This window comes from Chitinophaga sp. 9-1-y (assembly GCF_059511905.2).
The window spans coordinates 7,870,693-7,895,005 of the sequence record NZ_CM197955.1; the positions used below are offsets into that span (position 1 = coordinate 7,870,693).

A 24,313-nucleotide genomic window follows, 5' to 3' on the forward strand; every position below is an offset into this window, starting at 1 on the left:
CAAATCCGCTACTGTAAAGGATACTTGTGTATTTTCCTTTTTCGATCATTTGTTTTCCCGATTTGAAAAGTGGAAGATAAAATATAGGTGTTTCTTTGTAGGACGATAAGCAAATATCCATTTGCACTTCCTATAAGCTTCCTTATTAGATTTGACCATGGGAGAAGCTTGGCTGGCGAAAAGTAAGTAAAGCCATAAATATACTTGCATGAAATATCAAACACCATTGAAGTTAAGTGCATCTTGCCAGAAAAGTTTCTACCAGATTTTCATAAAGTCGTTCGCTTTTGCGGGCGACTTTTTTTGTGAAATATTTTCATGACAACCTGTGCAAAATGGCAGGGGGGCTGTTTTTCTTTGGGTATATAAAATGAAAAACCCCGCCCAAAAGAGCAGGGTCTGTCCTATTTATCCCTATACCTATGAAATACTTGTTTGTGTTATTCAGTGATGGTACCTGCTTCGTTCAATAACACTGCTTTCTCTGTACCGTTGTCCTGAATATTTATTTTGTAGTATGAAGCTACATCTGATCTCTCAATTTTCCAGCCATCTTTTATGGTTGCTGCCGGATATTTTGTTTTCAATGTACCAGACACTGATTCCGGAAGGTTTTGAGCATCATAAGCGCTTCTTGTGGCAATCCATTTGCCATCTGCATCATACTCTGCACTGGTGTTTATGTTGTCTTTTTGGAAATTCGCTGTCCAATGTCCTGCACTTGTCTTTGTCCACTTGGCCGCTGTTCCCGCAAAATTTTGATCAAAAGAACTTTTAACTGCTTCAGGTGCTTGCACCGTTTTAGCAACTACTTTTGTTTTTTTAACTGATTTTTTTTGCTGTGCAAAAGTTATGCCGGAAGTGAATAGAACCGCGCAAAATATTAACGTCAACTTTTTCATATTCGATATGGTTTTTTTCCGTTGGGTTAAAATTAACTACTAGGTTTTTCTAATCTTCCTGGCAAATAAGCTAAAACAATGCCAAAAACGTAATTTATATACTGTTTATTGCAAATTACAAAAAAAACAATAAAAAATATTCAAAAAGCTTTGTTTTTGGTAAACTTCCTCCTTTAGGAGCCAGTGTATTTTCTTAACTTCGCACAATTTTAATCAATTATTGTCTAAATAACATCAAAGGGCGGGGAATTGTTTTATGTCCAGCAAATATCAGGAATATAACCAGTTGAATTTACCTCAGATAGAGAAAGATATACTCCAGCACTGGGAGCAGTACCAGGCTTTTGAAAAAAGTGTGGAAGTGCGCGAAGGCGCCACTCCTTTTGTGTTTTATGAAGGTCCCCCAAGCGCCAACGGTTTGCCGGGCATTCACCATGTCATTTCACGTACCTTAAAAGATCTCGTTTGCCGTTATAAAACCATGCGTGGTTTCCAGGTAAAACGTAAAGGTGGATGGGATACCCACGGATTGCCTGTTGAATTGGGCGTTGAAAAAACCTTGGGCATTACTAAAAAAGATATTGGTACCAAGATCTCTATTGCAGATTATAATGAAACCTGCCGTAAAGAAGTACTGAAATATAAAGATAAGTGGGATGACCTGACCCGTAAAATGGGTTATTGGGTTGATTTGAAAGATCCCTATATCACCTTTGAGAATAAGTACATTGAAACCTTATGGTGGGCCCTGCAAACCCTATATAAAAAAGGCCTGTTGTATAAAAGCGTGAGCATTCAGCCTTACTCTCCTGCTGCAGGTACGGGTTTGAGTTCTGCAGAATTAAATCAACCGGGTACTTATAAAAATGTGAAAGACACCACTATCGTGGCTATGTTCAAAGCATTACAGGCAGATAATTCTCAATTCCTTTTTGATGCAGCGGGCAGCAGTGAGGTGTTTTTCCTTGCCTGGACCACTACCCCATGGACATTGCCTTCCAACCTGGGCTTAACAGTTGGAGCTAACATAGAATATGTACTGGTAAGTACTTTCAATCAATACACCCACCTGCCGGTGAATGTAGTAATGGCGAAAGTGTTACTGGGCAAATATTTCAAGCCGGAAGGTGAAAACGCTGACTTTGATGCATATAAAGAAGGCGATAAAGTAATTCCGTGGAAAGTACTGAGCAGCTTTAAGGGCAGCCAGTTGGAGAATATCCGCTATGAGCAGCTGTTGCCTTTTGCACAGCCGGAAGAAGGAGATCCGTTCCGCGTCATCCTGGGTGATTTCGTTACCACAGAAGATGGTACTGGTATCGTACACACTGCACCAGCCTTTGGTGCAGACGATAACCGCGTAGGTAAAAAGAATAACATTGGTATTTTAACCCTGGTAGATAGAGAAGGTAAGTTCACAGATAATGTAGGTGAGTTTTCTGGTAGATTCGTGAAGAACTATAAGGATGATCCTGATTATAAAGATGTGGATGTGGATATCGCAGTGAAACTGAAGAAAGAGAATCGCGCTTTCAAAGTAGAAAAATACGAACACACTTATCCTCACTGCTGGCGTACTGATAAGCCGGTATTATATTATCCGCTGGATGCATGGTTTATTAAAACCACTGCTATGAAAGACCGGATGGTTGAATTAAATAAAACCATTAACTGGAAGCCGGCGTTTACAGGAACCGGCCGTTTCGGTAACTGGCTGGAGAACATGGTAGACTGGAACCTCAGCCGCAGCCGGTATTGGGGAACACCGTTGCCTATCTGGCGTACGGAAGATGGCAGCGAAGAGAAATGTATCGGAGGAATTGAAGAGTTGAACGCTGAAATCCGGAAAGCCAGTGAGGTTTTAGGAGGAGATGTGAATAAGTCATACCTGCATGAAGGTATCCTGGATTTACACAAGCCTTATGTGGATGAGATCATATTAGTCAGTGACTCCGGGCAGCCAATGCGTCGTGAACCTGATCTGGTGGATGTTTGGTTTGACAGTGGTGCCATGCCGTATGCACAGTGGCATTATCCGTTTGAGAATAAAGAGCTCATAGAAACAGGTGCCTCTTTCCCTGCTGATTTCATTGCAGAAGGAGTAGACCAGACCCGTGGATGGTTTTATACGCTGCATGTGCTGGGCGTGATGCTGTTTGATAAAGTAGCTTATAAAACTGTGGTATCCAATGGTTTAGTGTTGGATAGCAATGGTAATAAAATGAGTAAACGCCTCGGTAACGTGGTGAATCCATTTGAAACCATTGAGCAATATGGTGCAGATGCCACCCGTTGGTACCTGATCACCAATGCTTCCCCATGGGACAGCCTGAAGTTTGATGTGAAAGGAATAGGTGAAGCACAACGTAAGTTGTTTGGTACCCTATACAATACATATAATTTCTTCGCTATGTATGCTAATCTTGATAACTTTACGTTCAAGGAGGCCTACATTCCATTAGAAGAACGTCCGGAAATTGACCGTTGGATCATTTCGGTACTAAATACACTGGTGAAAGACGTGACCAGCAGCTTTGATGATTATGAGCCAACCCAGGCAGGAAGGGCTATTGAGCGTTTTGTAGATGAGCAGCTGAGTAACTGGTATGTACGTCTTTGCCGTCGCCGCTTCTGGAAAGGAGAATACGAACACGATAAAATCAGTGCCTACCAGACATTATATGAATGTTTGGAAAAAATTACACAATTGATGGCCCCGGTTTCCCCATTTTTCACCGACTGGTTATTTAATAACCTGAACCGTGTAAGTGGACGTAACAAGGCGGTTTCTATTCACCATACTGATTTTCCGGTGGCCAATGAAAAAGCGATTGACGTTGACCTGGAAGAAAGAATGCAACTGGCGCAGGATATTTCATCACTGGTATTATCCTTGCGTAAGAAGGTGAATATCAAGGTTCGTCAGCCGTTACAGAAGATTTTGATTCCGGTAACCAATGTTCGGATACAGGAGCAAATAGAAAAGGTAGCAGACTTGATAAAAAGTGAGGTGAATGTCAAAGGGATTGATTATCTTACGGAAACGGAAGGTTTTATCAAGAAAAAGATTAAGCCGAACTTCAAGTCGCTTGGTGGTAAAATGGGTGCAAAGATGAAGTCTGTTGCTGCCGTTATCGGTGGATTCACAGCTGCAGATATTGCCACCATAGAACGCGACGGCCATTTCAACCTGGTTGTGGAAGGAGAGCAATTGCAAATTCAACTCTCTGATGTTGAGATCATTTCCGAAGATATTCCGGGATGGACAGTAGCTAATAAAGGCGCCTTAACGGTAGCGCTTGATATTACTATTACGCCCCAGTTACAGGAGGAAGGTAATGCCAGGGAACTGGTAAACCGGATACAGAAAATCCGTAAGGATAGTGACTTTGCTTTAACAGATAGAATCAATGTTGCCGTTGAAAGTGTGGAAGCGCTCAAATCGGCCGTTGTGAACTATAATGACTATATTTGCACGGAAATTTTGGCAGATAGCCTGGAATTAGTGGAGAGATTGCACGATGGTACAGAAATAGAGGTGAATGACCTTAAATTTAATGTATTAGTTAACAAAAAAAGCTAATCCCCCATGGCAACAAAAAAGAAGGTTGCTAGTAAAACGACCCAAAAGGCAGCTCCGGTGAAAAAAACGGCGGCGAAGGCTCCCGCAGCAAAAAAAGCTGTTAAACCTGCTCCCGCAAAAAAAGCCGCACCAGCGCCTAAGAAAGCCGCTGCTAAAAAAGTCGCTCCTGCAAAGGCAGCGCCCAAAGCAGCAGTAAAACCAGCAGCCGGAAAAGCCGTGGTAGCCAAAAGTACCGCTAAAAAAGTCGCCCCTGTGGCGCCTAAAACAGCCGTAAAAAAGGCTTCTGCCTTACCCAACAGTAAATTAACATCCGTCAAGAGCGTTGCTGTACCTGCGAAATCGACCGTTAAAAAAGAGCCTGCTGTAAAGCAGCAACAAGTGGTTACGAAAAGTGTTTCCGCTGAAAAAAAGAAACCATTTATTTCTAAGTCAGAAGAAAAAGAACTTAAAACGATGGCAGTAAAGAAAGCAGATACTAAGGTAGAAGTTGCTAAGGAAAAAGAATCCTCAAAAAAGGCAGCTGAAAAGCCAGTTGTTAAGGCTGAGAAATCAGTAAAAGCGGAAAAATCCGAGAAGCCCGAGAGAGCCGAAAAACCCGAAAAAACGGAAAAAACCGAGAAAAAAGGTGGAAAAGCTACTTTGGTGACTTATCAACCTGAGTTTACCAAATCAGTGCTGGATCAACCAGCTACTCCCAGTGGCCCAGTATATAGATACAGTGATGCTGACCTCCAGGAATTTAGAGAATTGATCCAAAAAAAGCTGGAATCAGCTAAAAAGGAACTCATTTACCTGCAAGGCTTAATCACTCGTAAAGATGAAGCTGGTACCGATGATACTGAAAACAAATACATGAGCATGGAAGATGGTAGCGGCTCCCAGGAAAGAGAGCAGCTGAACCAAATGGCCAGCCGTCAGATTCAGTTCATTGATCACCTGGAAAAAGCAATGATGCGTATTGAAAACAAAACCTATGGTATTTGCCGTGTAACCGGTAAACTCATAGACAAAGCGCGCCTCAGAGCAGTTCCTCACGCTACGTTGAGCATTGAAGCCAAATTGGCTAAAAGTAAATAGTCTTAATAAGACCTAACAAAAAGGCGTCACGCTATCAGCGTGACGCCTTTTTAATTACTTCACTGCAACAAGACTTCAGCAAGCCGCTTCTCTCCTGTTGTTGCGCAGCTGGCGAACGGCCAGGTAAATCAACCCTGCTCCTGCCAGACCGACCAAACTACCTACCCCAATTTTTCGCGCCTGTTTTTTACTGATAGCCGGCAGCTTGAATTTGCCGGGACCCGCCTGCGCAATATCCAGCAATGGTGCAAGAGATAGCCCACTGATAATCTTATCGGCAACCTTTTCTACAATTTCACCACGATACTGTGGACAAAACGCAACGCCTATGCCTGCTTCCGCTAACAATTGGCTGTCCTGCTTTCCATCGCCTACGTAAATAATGTTTTGCCGGTTGATATGATATTGCTGTGCAATGTGCGGGAACATATTGCTTTTGCAGTATACTTCTTCTTTCAGGAAATAATCGGCTATAGAAAATTCGCCGGTAGCCACACTGTTGACCAGGTGCAACTTGTTGGCGAATACGAAGTCCATTCCCAGTTTGTTTTTTATATGACGGGCCACTGTTCCATAGCCATCTGTAATAAGACCACAGGCGTATCCTCTCTTTTTCAGCTCCCGTACAATTTCCCGGATGCCGGGTACCAGTGGAATGGCATCTGCTACTTCCAGCATTTCGGCAATGTTACGTCCTTCAAATAAGGTAGCTGTTAATTGCATACGGGTAACATCATCATGCCGGCCGGCCAGTATCTGTTGCAGGGCATCTTCCTGGTCAAAAGCAATGGCGGCCCATTGCAGATAGCTCTGCGTAAATACTGCATGGTCCAGGTTAAAAATGACCATCTTCTGTAACTTATCAATAGATTCCAGGATAGAGTATTCCATCTGTTCCCGTATCAGGTTAATATTACCGAGTGTTTCCAGGTTTTCCTGTGGGATATTTTCTGCTTTCCGGAGAATAGTGCGGGATACCTCTCTCGACATTTTGCTCAGCTGCTCCCAGGTTTGCATGGCGTTTTCCACTTTGCCTATATTGGCTTCTGTAATGCGTGCACCCAAATGGTGCATGTCTATCAGCAAACCGATATCTACGCCATAATCATTCTCAAAATGTACGCGCGACAGGAACGATTTCCGCGCTGCAATCATACCGCTGAGCGGCTGCTGGAAGTGCGACAATTCGGGGTATAAAATACTCAGCAGCGGCTTGGCCACCAATTGGGTGACCCTGCCTGCCTGCCGTTCAAAGTAGGATTTGACGAAGTCAGCTTCATCTTTTTCAATAGGACCAGTTAAGAGGTCTACAATATTGTCGGGGTATGTAAGGATGTCGCCATCAACGTAAACGATAATATCATGTTTCGCTGCCATCATCCCTTCGCGCATGGAAATACCTTTGCCGCGCTGGCTGCTGGTAATAACTCTTACCTGCTCTTTCATGGCTTCTTCTACAGTATTGTCTGTGGAGTTATCATCTACTACAATGATTTCAATTTTACGGGATGTTTTTTTTACAGTTTTAATCACCTGGCGTATGGTAGCACCTTCGTTTAATACAGGAATTACGATAGATATCATAGGAGTTCGCTATGTTAAAAGGTTAAGAAATAGTGCTGCAAAGAGCTGGTATTGGCATGTCAGGCCGCAATAGTTACAAAAACCATACCCGTTACCTCCTGGTTTTTAAAAGATAATAATGAGGAAATGCCCGTGGAGACTGCCTGAAACGAAGAAGGTCCCGCGCATTGGCGGGACCTTCTTCGTTTACGTATATGCTTAAACGTTAGGATTCCTTTATTTAAATTCCTGCATTTCTACCAGTTTGTGATAGATGCCTTGTTGCTGCAGTAATTGTTCATGTGTACCTCGTTCTTTGATTTCTCCGTGATCCATGACAATAATTTCGCTGGCGTGTTGTATGGTACTTAAGCGGTGTGCAATTACAATAGTGGTGCGGTTTTGCATCAGTTTATCCAATGCCGCCTGCACTAGTTTTTCAGACTCGGTATCCAAAGCGGAAGTAGCTTCATCTAAAATCAGGATAGGAGGATTTTTGAAAATAGCTCTTGCAATAGTGAGGCGCTGACGTTGTCCTCCACTGAGTTTCAGGCCGCGATCACCAATGGAGGTGTCATAACCCTGCTCCAGTTGTTCAATGAATTCGTGGGCATTGGCAATTTTTGCAGCGGCTATGATGGCAGCTCTGTCGGCATTGGGCTGACCAAAGGCAATATTATTGATCACAGTATCATTGAACAGGATAGCTTCCTGCGATACTACCCCAATCAGGCTGCGGAGGTCCTGTATTTTGAGATCACGTACATCTTTGCCGTCTATACGAATGGCGCCTTTAGTTACATCATAAAAGCGTGGTAAAAGGTCGGCCATGGTAGATTTACCCGCACCGCTACGCCCAACCAGTGCAATCATTTGACCTTTGTTAATCCGGAGCCGGATGTTTTTCAGCACATACTGTTGTTCGTATTTGAAGGATACATCGTCGAACTCAACGTTGTTGTCAAATTCCTTTACAGGCTGTGCCTGTGGGCTTTCTTCAATTGTTACCGGCGCATCCAGTATTTTAAAGATCCGTTCACTGGATACCATTCCTCTTTGAATGGTGGTAATGGAGGTAGACACGTTTTTGGCGGGTGTCATAATCTGGGAATAGAAAACCAGGTAAGTCATGAAAGTAGCACCGGTGAGCAATTCGCTGCCGGAAAGCACCAGTGACCCACCATAAATAACCAGGATAATAATCACCACTACCCCCAGTATTTCGGAGATGGGAGATGCCAGTTCCCGCTGATTGTACATGGATTTGCTGACTTTTACGAACCGGCCATTTACTTCCCCGAATTTATTTTTCATAAATCGTTCAGCGGTGAAAGACTGCACAATCCTTATTCCGCTGAGTGTTTCTTCTGTAACAGAAAGAATTTTTCCCAACAGATCCTGGCTGAACTTACCTTTTAATTTCAATTTCTTAGAAACGTAAGAAATCAGCAAACCGGAAATAGGAAAGAAAACGATGGTAAACAGTGTCAGCTTTACGGAGATATAAAATAACGCAGCAAAGTAACCAATGATAATGAATGGGTCGCGGAGTAGTGTTTGAATGGCATTGATCACACTGTTTTCAATTTCCTGCACATCGTTGGTCATAGAAGACAAGAGATCTCCTTTTTGTTGTTCGCTGTAAAAGGAAAGTGATTGCTCAGTAAATCTTTCGTATAAGCGCACCCGTAATCTTGATAATACTGTCATTTTCAGGCGTACCATTACCCGGGCGCTCATATACCGGCCAAAGTTGGCAATGATTACACACACGCCAATAACTGCACAAACAAAGTATAAAGCACTCAGTTTGGAGCCGCTGGTCTTGATAAAGTCGTAGAAATAGTAGTAAAACAGGTCTATAAAGTATTGGATGGAAAAGGTAAAGTGTGGCTGTGCTGCTACCTTGGGTATTTCATCCACCTGGTTAAAAATAACCCCGAGTAGTGGAATCAGCATGGCAAAATTGACCATACCGAATATAATACCGATCAAAGTATATATAACATATTCAGGTAAATAATGATGTAATGGGGTGGCAAATTTCAATAATCGCTTGAATGTCTTCATTCCTGTTGCTTTTAAACTGCTGGCAAAAATAGCATAAATACCACATGTCGGGGGCTAATTGACACTATTCTTTGCAGGAAAAGGTTAATTTCGCATCTGGCGGGCTGCCAGGCAGCCTGTTAAGGTTTGGCGCTGTGCAGTAAAAATGTTATTATCGTACATAGGCCCCCGTTTTACTAACGATTAAAATTGAATGAGATGCAGGAAACTAAAAGGCAGAAGCAAATAGGACAATTAGTGCAACAGGAACTAAGTGGTATTCTTCAGCGGATGGGGTTTAATGTGGTAGAGGGAGGAATGATATCTGTTGCTGCCGTAAAAATGACGCCTGATCTGTTGGAAGCGAAGGTATACCTGAGCATGTTTCAGATAAAAGCGCCTGCGGAGATGCTGGAGCGTATCAAGGAAAGAATGGGCGAAATCAAGAAAGCCCTTGGTATAGGTTTGGGTAAGCAATTGCGCAGAATTCCCGAATTGAGTTTCTTTTTGGACGACACACTGGACTACGTTTTCAAGATGGAAGAGTTGTTTAAAAAGATCAAGGAAGATGATGCAAATATTAAGGATGGCAATAAATAAATCAGGCCAGACCCGCGATTTTTTTGATGTTGGCAATTGTATCCGGTAGTTTGATATCTCCCGAAAACAATATTCCAACATCAAAAAATCTGAAAATCCGTAATTAAAGAAACATGGTTTGGCAATTTGCTTCCCGTTACTTCCGGGCTAAAAAATCTACCAATGCGATTAATATCATTGCCTGGGTAAGTGTGGTAGCTATTGCAGTAGGGGCTGGTGCCCTGATTGTGATATTAAGTGTATTCAATGGTTTTGAAGACCTGGTCAAATCCCTTTACTCTTCTTTTTATCCAGCTATTAAAATTGCACCCGCCAGCGGGAAAACAATTCTCCTCACTCCTGCCCAGTTACAGCAGATATCGAAGATACCCGGTGTAGCCCATTTTTCGGAAGTTATAGAAGAAAAAGCGGTGTTACGCTACGGTGACGAGCCTACGATTGCTATTCTGAAAGGAGTAGACAATAGCTATAATGATGTAACGGATGTTAAAAGTAATATTGTAAGAGGACGCTTTGATACCGGTGATAGCGTGGCTTACCGGGCTGTACTTGGCCTGGAGCTGGAAGGCGCACTGGGTGTGGATGTGGTACATAGTCTGGCCCCGGTAACCGTATACCTGCCCCGGCGGAATGCCAATGCTTTTGTAACCCCTGAAGATGCCCTTAATAATGGGGTTTTGTATCCTGCAGGCACGTTTGCTATTCAGCAGGAGTTTAACAGTAAATATGTGATTACCAATATCGAGTTCATGCGGAAGTTGCTGGAGCTGGGTGATCATGAGATGTCGGCATTGGAAGTGGGTATACGGGCAGGCGTAAACGAAAAACAACTGAAGGAAAAACTGACGCTGCTCCTGGGGAAGAGTTACAAGGTGCAGACCCGTTATGAGCAGAATCAGTCGTTGTATGCCATTATGCAAACGGAGAAGTGGGCGGTATATGTTATACTGAGTTTTATTATGATCATTGCGGCCTTCAATATGATTGGGTCTTTATATATGTTGGTGATGGAGAAGCAAAAAGATATTACTATTCTCAAAGCTATGGGGGCGCGCAGGTCGCTGGTGATGCGGATTTTCCTGGCAGAGGGATTAATCATAGCCGGTATTGGTACGTTGATCGGCCTGGGTTTAGGGACTACCTTTTGTTTGTTACAGCAACACTTTGGTATTATCAGGCTGGAGGGAACCTCCTTCCTGGTAGACACTTATCCAGTGAGCATGCATGTGGAAGATTTTTTACTGGTGTTTATAACTATCATGATCATTGGTATAGCTGCCAGTTGGTATCCTGCTAGAAGAGCCGCCATGGAAGCTATTGCATTGAAGGCTACCTAGATATTGATATGAGCCGTCAGTCTTTAAAAAAAATTAAAAAGGACATGCTTATATTAAGCATGTCCTTTTTAATTTTTTTTAAAGACGAAGTATTAGTAGTCGCCTAAAGTTTCCGGTAATTGTGCCAATGCTTTGGCCAGTTGTTCATCACTGGGAGCGATACCGTGCCATTCGTGATGACCTTCCATGAAGTCAACACCCTGTCCCATTACGGTTTTCATGATGATGGCAATTGGTTTACCCTGACCAGTAAGGCTTTTGGCTTTTTCGAGTGTAGCTACAACATCGTCCATATCGTTACCATTCATATGGAGTACATGCCATCCAAATACTTCGAATTTAGCGCCTACATCGCCTAATCCGGCCACATCATCAGTAGTCCCATCAATTTGTTGTCCATTCAGGTCTACAGTGATGATCAGGTTATCTACTTTGTGGTGAGGAGCAAACATCACAGATTCCCAGATTTGTCCTTCTTCCAGTTCACCATCGCCGTGGAGGGAGAATACCAGGTTTTTATCGTTGTTCAGTTTTTTTGCCAATGCTGCGCCAATCGCCACGCTCATTCCCTGGCCGAGGGAGCCGGATGCAATACGTACACCAGGTAAGTGTTCGTGAGTGGTGGGGTGACCCTGCAGGCGGGAGTTCAGCTTACGAAATGTACTCAGTTCCTGCACGGGAAAATATCCTGAACGAGCCAGTGCACTGTAGAAAACAGGAGAAATGTGACCATTGGAAAGGAAAAACAGATCCTGGTTTTTACCATCCATATCAAAGGGTACCGGTTTGTGGTCCATTACTTTGAAATACAGTGCAGTCAAGAAGTCTGCACAACCTAACGACCCTCCCGGGTGTCCGCTTTGAACGCCGTGTACCATCCGTACAATATCTCTTCTGACCTGAGTAGCAATATCTTTGAGCTGTGGCATGATAGTTGTTAAATTTTGTACCGCAAAACTAATCGAATTTCGTAGAATTTGTGGTTGTTGAATGTTTTTTTTGCGGTTCCAATGTATTAAAAAACTTGATTTTTTTAACGTTTCTTTTCACATTTCATTGAAATTAATATCTTTGCACAATTAAGCCCCACTAATGGAGAATGTATTAATTGCTACCGTCCTAAGTTTTGTGGTTACCTATTTTTCGATTCCAATACTAATCAGGGTTGCGGAATTAAAGCATCTTTACGACGAACCGGACGAACGAAAAGCACATAAACAACGTATACCAACGCTTGGAGGAATTGGATTTTTCTCTGGGTTCATTATTGCCTCGGCTATTTGTGTACCCGCAATGGCCAATTCGCCGTTTCAATACATGATGGCCGCCTTCTTTATCATTTTCATGGTAGGTATGAAAGATGATATTGTTGGATTGTCTCCACTCAAGAAATTAATCGGACAACTGGCTGCTTCTTTTGCTATTATCTATCTTGGTAATTTGCAGATTACCAGTATGTATGGCTTTATGGGAATCTACACATTACCTCCCAATATCAGCCTTATGCTGACTTACTTCACCTTTATTGTGGTGATTAACGCCTTTAATCTGATTGATGGGGTAGATGGTCATGCCGGTAGTATTGGATTGCTGGTGAGTGCGGTATTGGGTGCTTACTTCCTGCATGTAGGTGAAATTACTTATGCTGTAATCGGTTTTGCACTGGCAGGTGGTTTAGCCAGTTTCCTGATTTATAATATTTCTCCTGCCCGTATTTTCATGGGCGATACGGGGTCCTTACTGATAGGGTTGGTGAACGCTGTATTGATACTTAAGTTTATTGATGTGGCAGGTAATCCTGTTGGAAAGATGCCTGTGGCAGCTACTCCGGCTGTTGCCTTCGCCATCCTGATAGTTCCTTTATTCGATACCCTGCGCGTGTTTGCCGTGCGTATGTTACAAGGAAGATCTCCTTTCTCTGCCGACAGAAATCATATCCATCACTACCTGCTTGATCTGAAACTGAATCACAGACAAACTACGCTTGTATCAGTGGCTATTAATGCCTCTTACATTTTGGGCGCATTTGTTTTGCAGGGTATGGGGGCTACCTTATTATTGATGGTGGTTATTGGTTCTGCTACCTTCTTTACCGGCATGTTATACCTGGCTCGCAGAAGGAAACTGGCCGCCCAGGTTATACCTGAACCGGTGATTCAACCAGCAGCAACAGCTGTTCCTGGAAAAGAATCCACCAAAATATTGCGTGTTACAACAGATGGTGTGTTGCAGGACAAATAATTCTCACCTGGGAATTTCCTGCTAAAGCTTATTACAGGCATTTCTCCTGCTATTATCAGGACGTTACTTTGACGATTAAAAGAAAACCTGTAGGTTTGCACGCACTTAACTATTTATGTTATGCAAGATGATCTAACGCTTATCATTGATGACGCAGCGGACTCGATGAAAAAAGCTATCGGGCACCTGGAATTGGAGCTTACAAAAATCAGAGCGGGGAAAGCTAATCCGCAAATACTGGATGGTATTTTCGTTGACTATTATGGTGCGCCAACTGCACTTAACCAGGTAGCTAACGTGAGCATTGCTGATGCACGTACCCTCACCATTCAGCCATGGGAAAAGAACATGCTGCAGCCTATTGAAAGGGCTATTATCGCATCCAATATTGGACTTAATCCACAAAACGATGGTGTTATTATCCGTTTGTTTCTCCCTCCGTTAACAGAAGAACGTAGAAAGGAGTTTGTGAAGAGAGTAAATAACGAAGGTGAGCAGGCAAAGGTAGCAGTGAGAAGTATCCGTCGGGACGCCATTGAAGCTGTGAAAAAATTACAAAAAGACGGCTTAAGTGAAGACACTGCCAAGGATGCCGAAGCAGATGTGCAAGCTATGACCGATAAACATATTGTCCTGATCGATAAGCACTGCGAAGTGAAAGAGAAGGAAATTATGGCTATTTAAATTGTATCGGGCGTTGCCCGTTAGGGTATATATAAAAAAGCGGAGATATCAACTGATATCTCCGCTTTTTTATATATACCCTAACGGGCCTGTTCCACGCTTTTTTCTGTTGAAGGCCTGCTGGCACGATTTACCAGGTATACTCCGAATAAAATAATACCCATACATAACACCTGTATCCAGGTAATAGGTTCGTGCGCCAACAACCCCCATCCCACTGCTACTAACGGCAATGCATACGCCACCATGGAGGCTAACATAGATCCGGCACGTTTTATTAACAGGAAGAACAATACAGCAGCTATACCTGTACCCATCACACCTAATACCAGGCCGGCTGAAAGAGAACGCCACGGCGCATTAGGCTGGGTAAATTGTGGGAAGAAATTACTGCCCCACAGAATCGGAAATGTGCAGATACCACAAAAGAACATGGCAATAGACCCCAGTTGCAAAGAGGAAAACCCTTTTAACTTGTGATGTACAAGGCTGATATTAACACCATAACTAATTGTTGCCAGGATAACCAGCAGAGCGTAGTACCAATGACCGTTGGTATTAATACCTTTAGACGTAAATAACAATACTACCCCCAACAGCCCCACGAAAATACCGGTAAGCTGTGCCTTTTTAAATGGACTTTTAAAGAGGATAATACCAGACAATAACGCCATCAGTGGGGTGAGTGCGTTTAAGATACCTGCCAGTGAACTGTCTATTTCTGTTTCTGCCAAACAAAAAAGAAAGGCTGGAATGCCATTACCCAGAATACCAGAGAGCAATATAACAGGTATTTTGCTGCGAGGTGTTTGTCGTAATGCTTTGGGCAAAAACGGCGACAACGCAACACCGGCGGCCACCAATCTTAAGCTGGCCACCTGGTAAGAAGTGAAGGATTCCAACCCAATCTTCATTAATATAAAGGAACTGCCCCAGGTAAGCGAGAGTAAAATAAAAACTCCCCAGTGGGCAAAACGTTGATGCATAGCTACAATTTTCAGCTACAAAGGTGCAGATATCAGAGGCATTCGGCAAAATATAAATCGTGTTATTGCAACACTTCTGATCTGTTTTTGTTAAATTTATTTATAAGAATGCATTTTCATGAGTAAAATCAAGTTGTCCGCGATCAGCACCACAGCCCCTAAGAAGCTGGATAAAGAGAAAACCAAAGCCCAAACCCAGGAGATACTGCAGGAACTCGACGAACTGCAAAACCTGCTGTACGCACAGCACAAACACAGCATACTATTGGTAGTGCAGGGAATGGATGCCAGCGGTAAAGATGGGGTGATCAAGAATGTAACGGGTACACTGAATCCACAGGGATGTACCGTACACTCTTTTAAGGCTCCCAGCACAGAAGAATCAGAACACGATTTTTTATGGCGGGTACATCAGCAGGCGCCGGGTAAAGGAATGATCCAGGTATTCAACCGTTCCCATTATGAAGATATCCTGATACAGCGTGTACACAAATGGATTGACGACAAAATGGTGCGTAAAAGAATGGAAGCCATCAATGACTTTGAAAAACTGTTGACGGTACATAACAATACGCACATCATTAAATGTTATTTGCATGTATCGAGAGAAGCACAACAACAACGCCTGGTAGAACGAACAGAAGATCCACGCAAGATGTGGAAGTATAATGAGAATGACCTGAAAGAAGCAAAGCTCTGGGATAAATATATGGAGGCGTACGAAGACGCCATTAATCATTGCGACTATGTACCATGGCTCATTGTACCGGCTGATCAAAACTGGTATAAAGAGTACCTGATAGCGCTAACGTTAAGGGATACACTGAAGTCACTGGACATGAAATATCCCCGTTTAAAGAAATAATCGATTAATAATTAACGCCTTCGGGGATTATGCTTTAATTTTGTGCACTTATTTTAACTACTAAAACCTTGCATTATGTCGTTCATCAAAGAGTTTAAAGAGTTTGCCATGAAAGGCAATGTAATGGATCTTGCTGTGGGTGTGATTATTGGAGGTGCATTTGGGAAGATCGTTACATCTTTGGTTGATAATATTCTGATGCCGCTTATTGGAATAGTCACCGGTGGCCGGAATTTTAATGATCTCTTTGTACAGCTGGACGATAAGAAGGGAATTGTAACCACGCTGGCCGATGCGAAAACAAAAGGTATCGCTGTATTTGCTTATGGCGCCTTTATTCAGAGCATCATAGATTTCCTGATCATCGCTTTCTGTATTTTCCTACTGGTAAAATTCATGAATAAACTGACCAAGAAGAAAGAAGAAGCCCCAGCCCCAGCTGAGTTAACTACACAAGAAAAATTACTCACGGAAATTCGTGATGAACTGAAAAAATCCAGATAAAAATATCTTTCTAAAAATCCCCATTCACCTATTGCTTCCCACCGGGAGGTAATAGGTGAATGATATATGTATACTCACCTTAAATAATAAATTGATGAAAAAATTTACTTTATCCATTGCCTGCTGTATGCTATTGTTTACAGCTGTACACGCGCAAAATGACTGGATGAAGAAGTCAAGAGAAGAAGCCGCCGGTAAAATTAAAAAAGATGATAACGATACCATCCCAAAGCTATGGCGAAAAGGAATGAATATTAATGTGAATATCAACCAGGGATCATTGAGCAACTGGGCTGCGGGTGGAGATAATTTTTCTTTCTCTATTGGTTCTAACCTGTATGCCTGGGCATTTTATAAAAAAGGAAGAAATTCCTGGGATAACGTAGCTGACCTCGCTTATGGCTATCTGAATACCACCAGTTTAGGTGGACGTAAAAGCGATGACCGTATTGACCTCACTACCAAATACGGTTATGATATTGGCAAACATTGGTATTTAAGTGGATTACTTAACCTGCGTACTCAGTTTGCAAATGGTTTCCTGTATCCTTCTGATACCACGAAGCAACTGTCGTCTAAATTCTTTTCACCTGCATATGTGCTGGTATCACCGGGTTTTGACTATAAGCCTGATAATTCATTTTCTTTATTCCTCTCTCCTATTACTTCCCGCTTTGTGTTTGTGATGGATGATTTCCTCTCCAAACAGGGCGCTTATGGCGTAGATACCGGTAGCCATTTTAAATATGAAATAGGCGCTTATTTGTCTGCTAATTATGTGAAGACTTTCGCGAAGAACATGACCTACAAAGGCCGGTTAGATCTTTTCTCCGATTACAGGCATAATCCACAAAATATTGATGTGATGTTCAATAACGCGCTGGAACTGAAAGTAAATAAATGGATTTCAGCCATGTTGACTGTAGATATGATTTATGATGATGATGTAAAAGTATTTGAGAATAAGAAGACTGGCGTAATGGGGCCCCGTTTGCAGATTAAGCAGATTATAGGGGTTGGTTTTGCCGCGAAGTTCTGATTCGCCGGATTTTTGTTATTTTTGATATCGCACACAGGCACCTTGTGTAAAAGAAGCCGGCTACAAAGCATCGGTTATTCGTTTTCCGGAGTGCCTCTGTGCGAATTCTTTTTAAACAACTGTTAAACGCAATACGTGAGCGAGCAAGCACCTGTCTATAAGATCAAATTACCGCAGTTTGAAGGTCCTTTCGACCTGTTGCTATTCTTCATTGAGCGTGATGAACTGGATATCTATAATATCCCTATCAATAAGCTGACGCAGGATTTCCTGGAATATATTCACCATATAGAGTCGTTGAATATTGAATTAGCCAGTGAATTCATTCTCTTTGTGTCTACCCTCATGCGTATCAAGGCTAAGATGTTGCTGCCACGCAAAGAACTGGATGAACAGGGAAATGAGATTGATCCGCGTATGGAGTTGATTGACAAAATCCTGGAATATAAGCGTTATAAGCTCGCTGCCGCAGAACTCGCCGAAATGGAGGCAGACAGGATGTTGCAGATTAAACGGGGTAATATAGCCAAAGAACTGGCGGAAATTGGTGAAGTAACCAGTGAAGGTACAGAGGTACAAACGCTTACCCTCTTTAAGCTGACCAAAACCTTTGAAAAGGTGATGCAGCGCATGAAAGAGCGCGATAATAAGCCCCAGCACGTGGTGTATAAATATGATTACACCATGGAAGGCTCCAGGATGTATATGGAAGAATTGGCGAGAGCTGAGCGGACCCTATCTTTCGAAAAAATATTTGACCACTGTAAAGACAGAGTACATGCTATTTTCCTGTTCCTGAGTATGTTGGAACTGGTACAAATGAAGCATATGGGTATTATGGTGGGAGAAGGCAGAAACAACTTTATTATTGAGTATATTGATCCTTCTGACAGGGAGGAAGAACCCGCAGGAACTTTAATAGATGGCTGAGAAACGTGAAAATATAGGCATTGTGTCCTTACCGGAATATGCGCAGGTAGATGCAGGTTTTGTGGTATCTGGTCTTTGTGAATTAGGAAACTCCTTTTTCGACCAGATTGGTGTGCCGCACCGACACGATTTCTATACTATTTACTGGATCAAGAGTGGTAAGCTATTGCATACCATTGATGCCACTACTTATGAAGTAACCAAGAATACCCTTTTTTTTGTGGCGCCCGGCCAGGTGCATAATATACAAGCTACCGAGAAGATCGAAGGTTACATGATTGCTTTCCGGGATGCTTTTATGTGTTTGAAAGATCAGACACAGGTGTCAGGAATCAATTCCGGCCTGTTTTTCAACAGCCAGTTCAGCAGCGTTATACATCTCAATGATGAACAGGAGAAGGATATTGATGCTGTAGTGCGCCTGATGATGAAAGAATTGACTACACAAGAACCGGAATACGAGATGGCCATCCATGGGTTGTTACGCTATTTCCTGGTGCTGGCATCCCGCATTAAGGGAGAGAATGTGGCCATTTCTCCTGAGCAGCATGCGATGCACAATAGTTCCATCTTCCTGAAATTCAAAAATCTGATAGAAGAGAAATACCAGGAACTCAAAACAGTATCCGATTATGCCGGATTGCTACATATAAAACCTGTATTGCTGAATGAAATCAGCAAACAATTGTCCGGTATTACTGCCGGTGAACATATCCGTAACCGGGTGATCCTGGAAGCCCAGCGCTATTTGTATAATACTGATCTCACGGCGAAAGAAATAGCCTATAAACTGGGATTTGATGATCCCCATTATTTTAGCCGTTTTTTTAAGAAGTATACCAGTCAGAGCCCGTCTGAATTTAAGGATGCTTCCCGCTCTTCTATGAGCCCTTCTGCCTAGTTTTTCCCGGAATTTTAAAAAAGTCCATCACTAGCGGCGTTTTATCCATTCTTGAATGGTGTTGCAACATGTATTTTTGTGTTGTCTTAAGGAGGCAAACAATATGAACACAAAAAAACATGTAAATCAGATAGTTATAGCAGCCGCTCCCCATATGGTAGGTGATGGCTTCCGGGTACAAAGCACCTTACCAGGTGGTACCCGTTCTGAAAACAACGTGATCAGCCCTTTCATTATGATGGACTACGCGGCACCCAACTACATTCCACCCAGCCCAAGGCCACGTGGTGTAGGCGAACACCCGCACAAAGGTTTTGAAACCGTTACCATCGTGTACCAGGGCGAACTGGAACACCGGGATTCTACCGGTAGCCATGGATACTTATATCCCGGAGATGTACAGTGGATGACGGCAGCAGGTGGAATTTTACACGAAGAAAAATACAGTGAAGCATTCACCAAAACAGGGGGTAAAGCAGAATTTGCCCAACTGTGGGTAAATCTTCCCAAAGCATTTAAAAATAATCCACCTTCTTATCAGAACCTGTCCAAAGCAGATATCCCGGTAATAAAGGTGAGTGAAGAAGGTTATGTGAGAGTGATTGCCGGAACTTACCAGGACACAAAAGGCGCTGCTACTACCTTTTCTCCGGTAAACGTACTGGATGTACGCCTGAAGAAAGACGACAGCATCACGTTTGCTGTACCGGAAGATTTCAATACCGCCGCCGTGGTATTTCAAGGCGAAGTGGATATTAACGGTCAGCCGGTGAAAGCAGTAGAAACCGCATTATTCGAACGTAAAGGCACTGAAATTACCATTACTGCGCTGAAAGATACCAGTATGGTAGTATTGAGCGGAGAGCCGATAAACGAGCCCATTTTCGCTTATGGTCCTTTTGTAATGAATACAGAAGACGATATCAGACAGGCCATCAACGACTACAATGCCGGTAAAATGGGCGAATTAAACTAATCACACACTAACATTTATTAATAATACTAAAACTAAAAGTTATATGACAACCTGGAAAATTGATCCTTCACATAGTGATGTACAATTTAAAGTTAAACACCTGATGATTACGACCGTAACCGGTCAGTTTGCAAAATTTGAGGGTACCATGCAGACCACTGACAATGATTTCAGCACTGCCAACATCTCTTTTGAAGCAGACATCGACAGTATTTCCACACAGAATGCGCAGCGTGATGCACACCTGCAGGAGGCAGATTTCTTTGAATCAGCCAAATATCCGAAGCTCACATTCGTGTCTAAAGAAGTAAAGAAAGTAGATGCAGAGAATTATAAACTGGTAGGAGATTTAACCATCCGCGACAATACCCGCCCGGTAGAACTGAATGTAGAATTTGGTGGTGAAGTAGTGGATCCATATGGTCAAACTAAAGCTGGATTTGAATTAACCGGTAAGATTAACCGTAAAGATTTCGGTCTTACTTTCAACGCTACTACCGAAACCGGCGGCATATTGCTGAGCGATGAAGTGAAATTGCTGGCAAGTGTACAAATGGTTAAACAATAAGTATTTTATATCATCATTCAGATATGCTGTTTATTTACAGCCCTGTATCCTGAACAGCATATCTGATTATAATATCGTGAAGAATGGATATTCTGAGTAAACTGGAATGGCGTTATGCCGTTAAGAAATTTGACCCGGCAAAACAGCTGAGTGAAGCACAACTGGAAAAACTGATTGCAGCCACAAGATTGTCGGCTTCTTCTTATGGGCTACAACCCTATAAGATCCTGATTGTGGAAAATCCCGCTGTACGTGAGCAATTGAAAGGAGCGTCGAATAATCAGACGCAGATAACAGACGCATCGCACCTGGTTATTTTTGCAAGATATACTGACCTGAATGAATCTCACGTGGATGATTATACGAGTAACATCGCTAGCACACGTCAGATAGACCAGGAACAGCTGGCTGGTTTTTCGGGTATGATGAAAGGTACTGTTAACCGCCTGGGAGCAGCCGGAACTGCCATATGGAGCGCTAAACAGGCGTACCTGGCATTAGGCACCCTGCTCACCGCCGCTGCCGTTGAAAATATAGATGCCTGCCCTATGGAAGGCTTTGATGCGGCCAAATACGATGAAATTTTAGGATTGAAAGATAAAGGATTGGCTACCGTAGTTCTTGCTGCAGTAGGGTTCAGAGCCGCAGATGATGTGATGCAACATGCTAAGAAAGTACGTAAGCCAATAGCAGAATTGGTAGAAACGATATAAGGATCAATTGACAGGAATAAGTATAAAGCCGCACCCTATTTTGGTGCGGCTTTTTTGTTGAGCGTAGTGAGTGCGTTTTGAGGGCAGGAAGCTCCGGCGTTTTTTATTGCCGATTAATTTGTAATTTGGGCCTCCACACTGATTTTTCTAACAAGAAAAAATAAAAATTTAACATGAAAAGATTTGCATCTGCCAATTGGCAAGGTACCGGCAAAGAAGGTAAAGGCACTTTAACTTCCCAGTCAACCGTATTGAACAAAACTCAGTACTCTTACAGCAGCCGTTTTGAAGATGGTATTGGTACTAACCCTGAAGAACTGATTGCCGCTGCACATGCTGGTTGCTTTACCATGAAGCTGAGCTTTGTAATCACTGGTGCCGGTTTTACGCCTGGTAACATTGATACCAAATGCACCATCACCCTGGAGAATGGCGCTATCACTACCAGCCACCTGGAAGTAACTGCCAGCGTAGAAGGCCTGGATGCAGCAAAATTTGCTGAATTTGTAGCAGATGCAGAAGCAAACTGCCCTGTGAGCAAAGTATTGAATGCAGCTATTACTACTGACGCTAAGTTGGTATAATTAAGCTGAAAGGATAAAGCAGAAAGCCTATTGTAGCCATACAATAGGCTTTCTGTTTTTTGTCCATCCTTTTCAATAGTTGATCCATTCTCTGGCGGCGCGTTTATAGCGATATTTGTGATGTATTAAATAAAGGAGATTGAGTTATGAAAAAAATTATTCATCGTGCTGATACCAGGGGGTATGCTAACCATGGTTGGTTAAAGAGTCATCATACATTTAGCTTTGCAAATTATTATGATCCTAACAGGCTTCACTTTGGTGCCCTGCGTGTATTGAATGATGATGTGGTAAAAGGAGGAATGGGTTTCGGTGCGCATCCTCACGACAATATGGAGATCGTGTCTATTGTATTGGATGGTGCATTGGAGCATCGGGATAATACGGGTAAACAGGAAATTATCCGCAAAAATGATGTACAGATTATGAGCGCCGGAACAGGTGTGGTGCACGCTGAATTTAACGCATCCAAAACGGAAGATGTGAACTTCCTGCAGATTTGGATAATACCAGCTACGCGGAATGTAACACCCCGATATGATCAGAAAACATTTGATCCTGCTGGCCGTGAAAATATGCTGCAGATAATTGTATCACCAGATAAAAACGAAAACGTGCTTTGGCTACACCAGGAAGCCTGGTTTTCATTAGGTAAATTTGATGCCGGTAAATTACTGGACATCACACCCAAGGCAGCAGGTACAGGAAGTTATTTGTTTTTACTGAGTGGAGAAATAAAGATAGCCGGTGAAGTATTGCAGGCACGTGATGCCATTGGATTGTGGGATTATGATACCGCCACTATTGAAGTGATTAAACCGGCAGAGTTTTTGCTGATAGATATAGCAATGTTGGGCTAATCATACACGTCATTAGATACTAACCCGTTATATAAAAGATCAGCTGATAAGGCTGATCTTTTTTTTTATTATTATTGCCATCATTCTTTAACAGCCGCTATGGAGGAATTATCATGCTATTAGCCACGGATCTGGATGGTACTTTTTTAGGAGGTACACCGGAAGATAAGCAACGTTTATATACCCTGTTGCATCAGCATAAAGAGATACAGTTGGTATTTGTAACAGGAAGGGGCATACGAAGTGTATTGCAGCTATTGGAAGATATTGTACTGCCGCGACCGGAATATATTATTTGTGATGTAGGGGCCACGGTTACCCATCTCCCTACGCTTGCTGCTGTAGAACCGGTGCAGTCTAATATTGCTGCTAAGTGGCCTGGTGACCAGGTAAGAGAAACCCTGAAAACGGTGAAAGGTTTATTGCACCAGGAAGCACATCAGCAGTATCGTTGTTCCTACTATTATGATGAAGGGACAGATATTGATGGCGCCCGGCTGCTGGCCACTTCACTTCGATGCGACCTGGTGTTATCTGCCGGTAAGTACCTGGATATACTGCCTGCCGGTGTAAACAAAGGGTATACGCTGCAACAATTGCTGGAAGTATTGGCCTTACCACATCAACAGGTGTTGGTAGCCGGGGATTCTATGAATGATTATTCTATGTATGCCACTGGGTTTAAAGGGGTGGTAGTAGGTGATTCGGAACCCGAATTAGTGAAACAAACTGCTGCCATGGCGCATGTATTACAGGCACAGCGTGCAGGAGCCGGTGGCATCCTGGAGGCCATGGAATTTTTCCCGGAATTCGGTATTTATCTGTGAAAAGAGGGGTGAAAAATGATGAGGGGAAGAGAAAAAGATTGTAACTTAGAATAGGTCTTTGCAAGTAATTTGATATGGATATTGACAACAGCGTTTGGTATGATGAATAGCTTTTTAATCATCATTTAAATTGATAAATCAATACACCATGGAAATGACAACTCCCACTGAAGAACTGCACCAGCAGCTAAATTCCTGGAAAGAAGAAGTAAATGAAGTAAGAAATGAAGTGAAGATGATGCGGGAAAGATTGGAACAGATTAGTCTTAGTAAAGCTTCCAGGGAAGTAATGACTAAAGTAGAACATTTTGAAAACCGTTTACTACGCCAACGGGAAGTAGCTGATGAAATGCATCACGACATTAAGCAATGTGCCAAAAAACTATCTGACACGCCTGTAACGGTAGTGCATGACGACCGTCCGGTTGATGACTTTGACACCATACAAACCCGTATGGAAATATTCCAGAAATTGTATGTGGGATTAAAGGAAGATTTCAATCATTTTATGCCTTTGTGAGCCT

At 42.7% G+C, this 24,313-nt stretch carries 23 protein-coding genes; 18 read left to right on the forward strand and 5 right to left on the reverse strand.

From position 1 onward, the window contains the following. Positions 1 to 440: 440 nt before the first annotated feature. Positions 441 to 902 (reverse strand): PepSY-like domain-containing protein, encoded by a 462-nt coding sequence (locus AC5ZC7_RS31415; RefSeq protein WP_496161419.1) that lies wholly within the window; start codon positions 900 to 902, stop codon positions 441 to 443. A 256-nt stretch (positions 903 to 1,158) separates the two neighbouring features. Between AC5ZC7_RS31415 and ileS the strand changes: the two genes are divergently transcribed. Further along, on the forward strand, positions 1,159 to 4,485 hold the full coding sequence (ileS, locus tag AC5ZC7_RS31420; RefSeq protein ID WP_496161418.1) for an isoleucine--tRNA ligase: 3,327 nt from the start codon (positions 1,159 to 1,161) through the stop codon (positions 4,483 to 4,485). A 6-nt stretch (positions 4,486 to 4,491) separates the two neighbouring features. Then, complete coding sequence (locus AC5ZC7_RS31425) at positions 4,492 to 5,562, forward strand: TraR/DksA C4-type zinc finger protein (protein ID WP_496161417.1); 1,071 nt, start codon at positions 4,492 to 4,494, stop codon at positions 5,560 to 5,562. Between the two features lie 75 nt (positions 5,563 to 5,637). On the opposite strand, the gene AC5ZC7_RS31430 is transcribed toward AC5ZC7_RS31425, so the two are convergent. Next, entirely contained in the window at positions 5,638 to 7,146 is a 1,509-nt protein-coding gene (locus AC5ZC7_RS31430; RefSeq protein ID WP_496161416.1) for a glycosyltransferase, read from the reverse strand. A gap of 216 nt (positions 7,147 to 7,362) precedes the next feature. Continuing rightward, positions 7,363 to 9,195: an ABC transporter transmembrane domain-containing protein gene (locus AC5ZC7_RS31435; RefSeq protein ID WP_496161415.1), complete on the reverse strand. Its 1,833-nt coding sequence runs from the start codon at positions 9,193 to 9,195 to the stop codon at positions 7,363 to 7,365. Between the two features lie 198 nt (positions 9,196 to 9,393). Between AC5ZC7_RS31435 and rbfA the strand changes: the two genes are divergently transcribed. Beyond that, complete coding sequence (gene rbfA, locus AC5ZC7_RS31440; protein ID WP_291920151.1) at positions 9,394 to 9,774, forward strand: 30S ribosome-binding factor RbfA; 381 nt, start codon at positions 9,394 to 9,396, stop codon at positions 9,772 to 9,774. A gap of 113 nt (positions 9,775 to 9,887) precedes the next feature. After that, on the forward strand, positions 9,888 to 11,111 hold the full coding sequence (locus tag AC5ZC7_RS31445; RefSeq protein ID WP_496161414.1) for an FtsX-like permease family protein: 1,224 nt from the start codon (positions 9,888 to 9,890) through the stop codon (positions 11,109 to 11,111). 92 nt (positions 11,112 to 11,203) lie between these two features. Here AC5ZC7_RS31445 and AC5ZC7_RS31450 read toward each other — a convergent pair whose 3' ends face one another. Beyond that, positions 11,204 to 12,040: a thiamine pyrophosphate-binding protein gene (locus AC5ZC7_RS31450; RefSeq protein WP_496161413.1), complete on the reverse strand. Its 837-nt coding sequence runs from the start codon at positions 12,038 to 12,040 to the stop codon at positions 11,204 to 11,206. A gap of 163 nt (positions 12,041 to 12,203) precedes the next feature. Here AC5ZC7_RS31450 and AC5ZC7_RS31455 point away from each other — a divergent pair, with 163 nt between their 5' ends. Beyond that, positions 12,204 to 13,352: a glycosyltransferase family 4 protein gene (locus AC5ZC7_RS31455; RefSeq protein WP_496161412.1), complete on the forward strand. Its 1,149-nt coding sequence runs from the start codon at positions 12,204 to 12,206 to the stop codon at positions 13,350 to 13,352. Positions 13,353 to 13,472: 120 nt separating this feature from the next. Beyond that, positions 13,473 to 14,036, forward strand: a complete 564-nt coding sequence (frr, locus tag AC5ZC7_RS31460; protein WP_496161411.1) for a ribosome recycling factor — start codon at positions 13,473 to 13,475, stop codon at positions 14,034 to 14,036. 80 nt (positions 14,037 to 14,116) lie between these two features. On the opposite strand, the gene AC5ZC7_RS31465 is transcribed toward frr, so the two are convergent. Beyond that, positions 14,117 to 15,022 carry an EamA family transporter gene (locus AC5ZC7_RS31465; RefSeq protein ID WP_496161410.1) on the reverse strand — a complete coding sequence of 302 codons (906 nt, stop codon included), beginning with the start codon at positions 15,020 to 15,022 and terminating at the stop codon, positions 14,117 to 14,119. Positions 15,023 to 15,140: 118 nt separating this feature from the next. Between AC5ZC7_RS31465 and AC5ZC7_RS31470 the strand changes: the two genes are divergently transcribed. The 12 genes from AC5ZC7_RS31470 (at position 15,141) to AC5ZC7_RS31525 (ending at position 24,309) form a co-directional block, all read left to right on the forward strand. Beyond that, positions 15,141 to 15,887, forward strand: a complete 747-nt coding sequence (locus tag AC5ZC7_RS31470; protein ID WP_496161409.1) for a PPK2 family polyphosphate kinase — start codon at positions 15,141 to 15,143, stop codon at positions 15,885 to 15,887. A gap of 75 nt (positions 15,888 to 15,962) precedes the next feature. Next, positions 15,963 to 16,391, forward strand: coding sequence for a large conductance mechanosensitive channel protein MscL (mscL, locus tag AC5ZC7_RS31475; protein WP_496161408.1), 429 nt, complete (start codon positions 15,963 to 15,965; stop codon positions 16,389 to 16,391). A 94-nt stretch (positions 16,392 to 16,485) separates the two neighbouring features. Beyond that, complete coding sequence (locus tag AC5ZC7_RS31480) at positions 16,486 to 17,430, forward strand: DUF3078 domain-containing protein (protein ID WP_496161407.1); 945 nt, start codon at positions 16,486 to 16,488, stop codon at positions 17,428 to 17,430. Positions 17,431 to 17,565: 135 nt separating this feature from the next. After that, positions 17,566 to 18,360 (forward strand): segregation/condensation protein A, encoded by a 795-nt coding sequence (locus AC5ZC7_RS31485; RefSeq protein ID WP_496161406.1) that lies wholly within the window; start codon positions 17,566 to 17,568, stop codon positions 18,358 to 18,360. Continuing rightward, a complete protein-coding gene (locus AC5ZC7_RS31490; RefSeq protein WP_496161405.1) occupies positions 18,353 to 19,261 on the forward strand; it encodes a helix-turn-helix domain-containing protein in 909 nt (302 codons plus the stop codon). The genes AC5ZC7_RS31485 and AC5ZC7_RS31490 overlap by 8 nt, the downstream gene beginning before the upstream one ends. Positions 19,262 to 19,364: 103 nt before the next feature. Next, entirely contained in the window at positions 19,365 to 20,237 is an 873-nt protein-coding gene (locus AC5ZC7_RS31495) for a pirin family protein (RefSeq protein WP_496161404.1), read from the forward strand. 43 nt (positions 20,238 to 20,280) lie between these two features. Further along, positions 20,281 to 20,805 carry a YceI family protein gene (locus tag AC5ZC7_RS31500; RefSeq protein ID WP_496161403.1) on the forward strand — a complete coding sequence of 175 codons (525 nt, stop codon included), beginning with the start codon at positions 20,281 to 20,283 and terminating at the stop codon, positions 20,803 to 20,805. An 83-nt stretch (positions 20,806 to 20,888) separates the two neighbouring features. Beyond that, a complete protein-coding gene (locus tag AC5ZC7_RS31505) occupies positions 20,889 to 21,518 on the forward strand; it encodes a nitroreductase family protein (protein WP_496161402.1) in 630 nt (209 codons plus the stop codon). A 173-nt stretch (positions 21,519 to 21,691) separates the two neighbouring features. Then, on the forward strand, positions 21,692 to 22,102 hold the full coding sequence (locus AC5ZC7_RS31510; protein WP_477079733.1) for an OsmC family protein: 411 nt from the start codon (positions 21,692 to 21,694) through the stop codon (positions 22,100 to 22,102). Between the two features lie 146 nt (positions 22,103 to 22,248). Beyond that, the gene (locus AC5ZC7_RS31515; RefSeq protein ID WP_496161401.1) at positions 22,249 to 22,962 is read left to right on the forward strand and encodes a pirin family protein; all 714 of its coding nucleotides are present in this window, start codon (positions 22,249 to 22,251) and stop codon (positions 22,960 to 22,962) included. Between the two features lie 113 nt (positions 22,963 to 23,075). Then, positions 23,076 to 23,789 carry an HAD-IIB family hydrolase gene (locus AC5ZC7_RS31520; RefSeq protein ID WP_496161400.1) on the forward strand — a complete coding sequence of 238 codons (714 nt, stop codon included), beginning with the start codon at positions 23,076 to 23,078 and terminating at the stop codon, positions 23,787 to 23,789. A gap of 148 nt (positions 23,790 to 23,937) precedes the next feature. Beyond that, complete coding sequence (locus tag AC5ZC7_RS31525; protein WP_496161399.1) at positions 23,938 to 24,309, forward strand: hypothetical protein; 372 nt, start codon at positions 23,938 to 23,940, stop codon at positions 24,307 to 24,309. Positions 24,310 to 24,313 lie beyond the last annotated feature (4 nt).

Excerpts from the sequence above, each read along its gene's own strand:
- AC5ZC7_RS31415 (WP_496161419.1), bottom strand. The coding sequence starts at position 902 with ATGAAAAAGTTGACGTTAATATTTTGCGCGGTTCTATTCACTTCCGGC.
- ileS (WP_496161418.1), top strand. The coding sequence starts at position 1,159 with ATGTCCAGCAAATATCAGGAATATAACCAGTTGAATTTACCTCAGATA.
- AC5ZC7_RS31425 (WP_496161417.1), top strand. The coding sequence starts at position 4,492 with ATGGCAACAAAAAAGAAGGTTGCTAGTAAAACGACCCAAAAGGCAGCT.
- AC5ZC7_RS31430 (WP_496161416.1), bottom strand. The coding sequence starts at position 7,146 with ATGATATCTATCGTAATTCCTGTATTAAACGAAGGTGCTACCATACGC.
- AC5ZC7_RS31435 (WP_496161415.1), bottom strand. The coding sequence starts at position 9,195 with ATGAAGACATTCAAGCGATTATTGAAATTTGCCACCCCATTACATCAT.
- rbfA (WP_291920151.1), top strand. The coding sequence starts at position 9,394 with ATGCAGGAAACTAAAAGGCAGAAGCAAATAGGACAATTAGTGCAACAG.
- AC5ZC7_RS31445 (WP_496161414.1), top strand. The coding sequence starts at position 9,888 with ATGGTTTGGCAATTTGCTTCCCGTTACTTCCGGGCTAAAAAATCTACC.
- AC5ZC7_RS31450 (WP_496161413.1), bottom strand. The coding sequence starts at position 12,040 with ATGCCACAGCTCAAAGATATTGCTACTCAGGTCAGAAGAGATATTGTA.
- AC5ZC7_RS31455 (WP_496161412.1), top strand. The coding sequence starts at position 12,204 with ATGGAGAATGTATTAATTGCTACCGTCCTAAGTTTTGTGGTTACCTAT.
- frr (WP_496161411.1), top strand. The coding sequence starts at position 13,473 with ATGCAAGATGATCTAACGCTTATCATTGATGACGCAGCGGACTCGATG.
- AC5ZC7_RS31465 (WP_496161410.1), bottom strand. The coding sequence starts at position 15,022 with ATGCATCAACGTTTTGCCCACTGGGGAGTTTTTATTTTACTCTCGCTT.
- AC5ZC7_RS31470 (WP_496161409.1), top strand. The coding sequence starts at position 15,141 with ATGAGTAAAATCAAGTTGTCCGCGATCAGCACCACAGCCCCTAAGAAG.
- mscL (WP_496161408.1), top strand. The coding sequence starts at position 15,963 with ATGTCGTTCATCAAAGAGTTTAAAGAGTTTGCCATGAAAGGCAATGTA.
- AC5ZC7_RS31480 (WP_496161407.1), top strand. The coding sequence starts at position 16,486 with ATGAAAAAATTTACTTTATCCATTGCCTGCTGTATGCTATTGTTTACA.
- AC5ZC7_RS31490 (WP_496161405.1), top strand. The coding sequence starts at position 18,353 with ATGGCTGAGAAACGTGAAAATATAGGCATTGTGTCCTTACCGGAATAT.
- AC5ZC7_RS31495 (WP_496161404.1), top strand. The coding sequence starts at position 19,365 with ATGAACACAAAAAAACATGTAAATCAGATAGTTATAGCAGCCGCTCCC.
- AC5ZC7_RS31500 (WP_496161403.1), top strand. The coding sequence starts at position 20,281 with ATGACAACCTGGAAAATTGATCCTTCACATAGTGATGTACAATTTAAA.
- AC5ZC7_RS31505 (WP_496161402.1), top strand. The coding sequence starts at position 20,889 with ATGGATATTCTGAGTAAACTGGAATGGCGTTATGCCGTTAAGAAATTT.
- AC5ZC7_RS31510 (WP_477079733.1), top strand. The coding sequence starts at position 21,692 with ATGAAAAGATTTGCATCTGCCAATTGGCAAGGTACCGGCAAAGAAGGT.
- AC5ZC7_RS31515 (WP_496161401.1), top strand. The coding sequence starts at position 22,249 with ATGAAAAAAATTATTCATCGTGCTGATACCAGGGGGTATGCTAACCAT.
- AC5ZC7_RS31520 (WP_496161400.1), top strand. The coding sequence starts at position 23,076 with ATGCTATTAGCCACGGATCTGGATGGTACTTTTTTAGGAGGTACACCG.
- AC5ZC7_RS31525 (WP_496161399.1), top strand. The coding sequence starts at position 23,938 with ATGGAAATGACAACTCCCACTGAAGAACTGCACCAGCAGCTAAATTCC.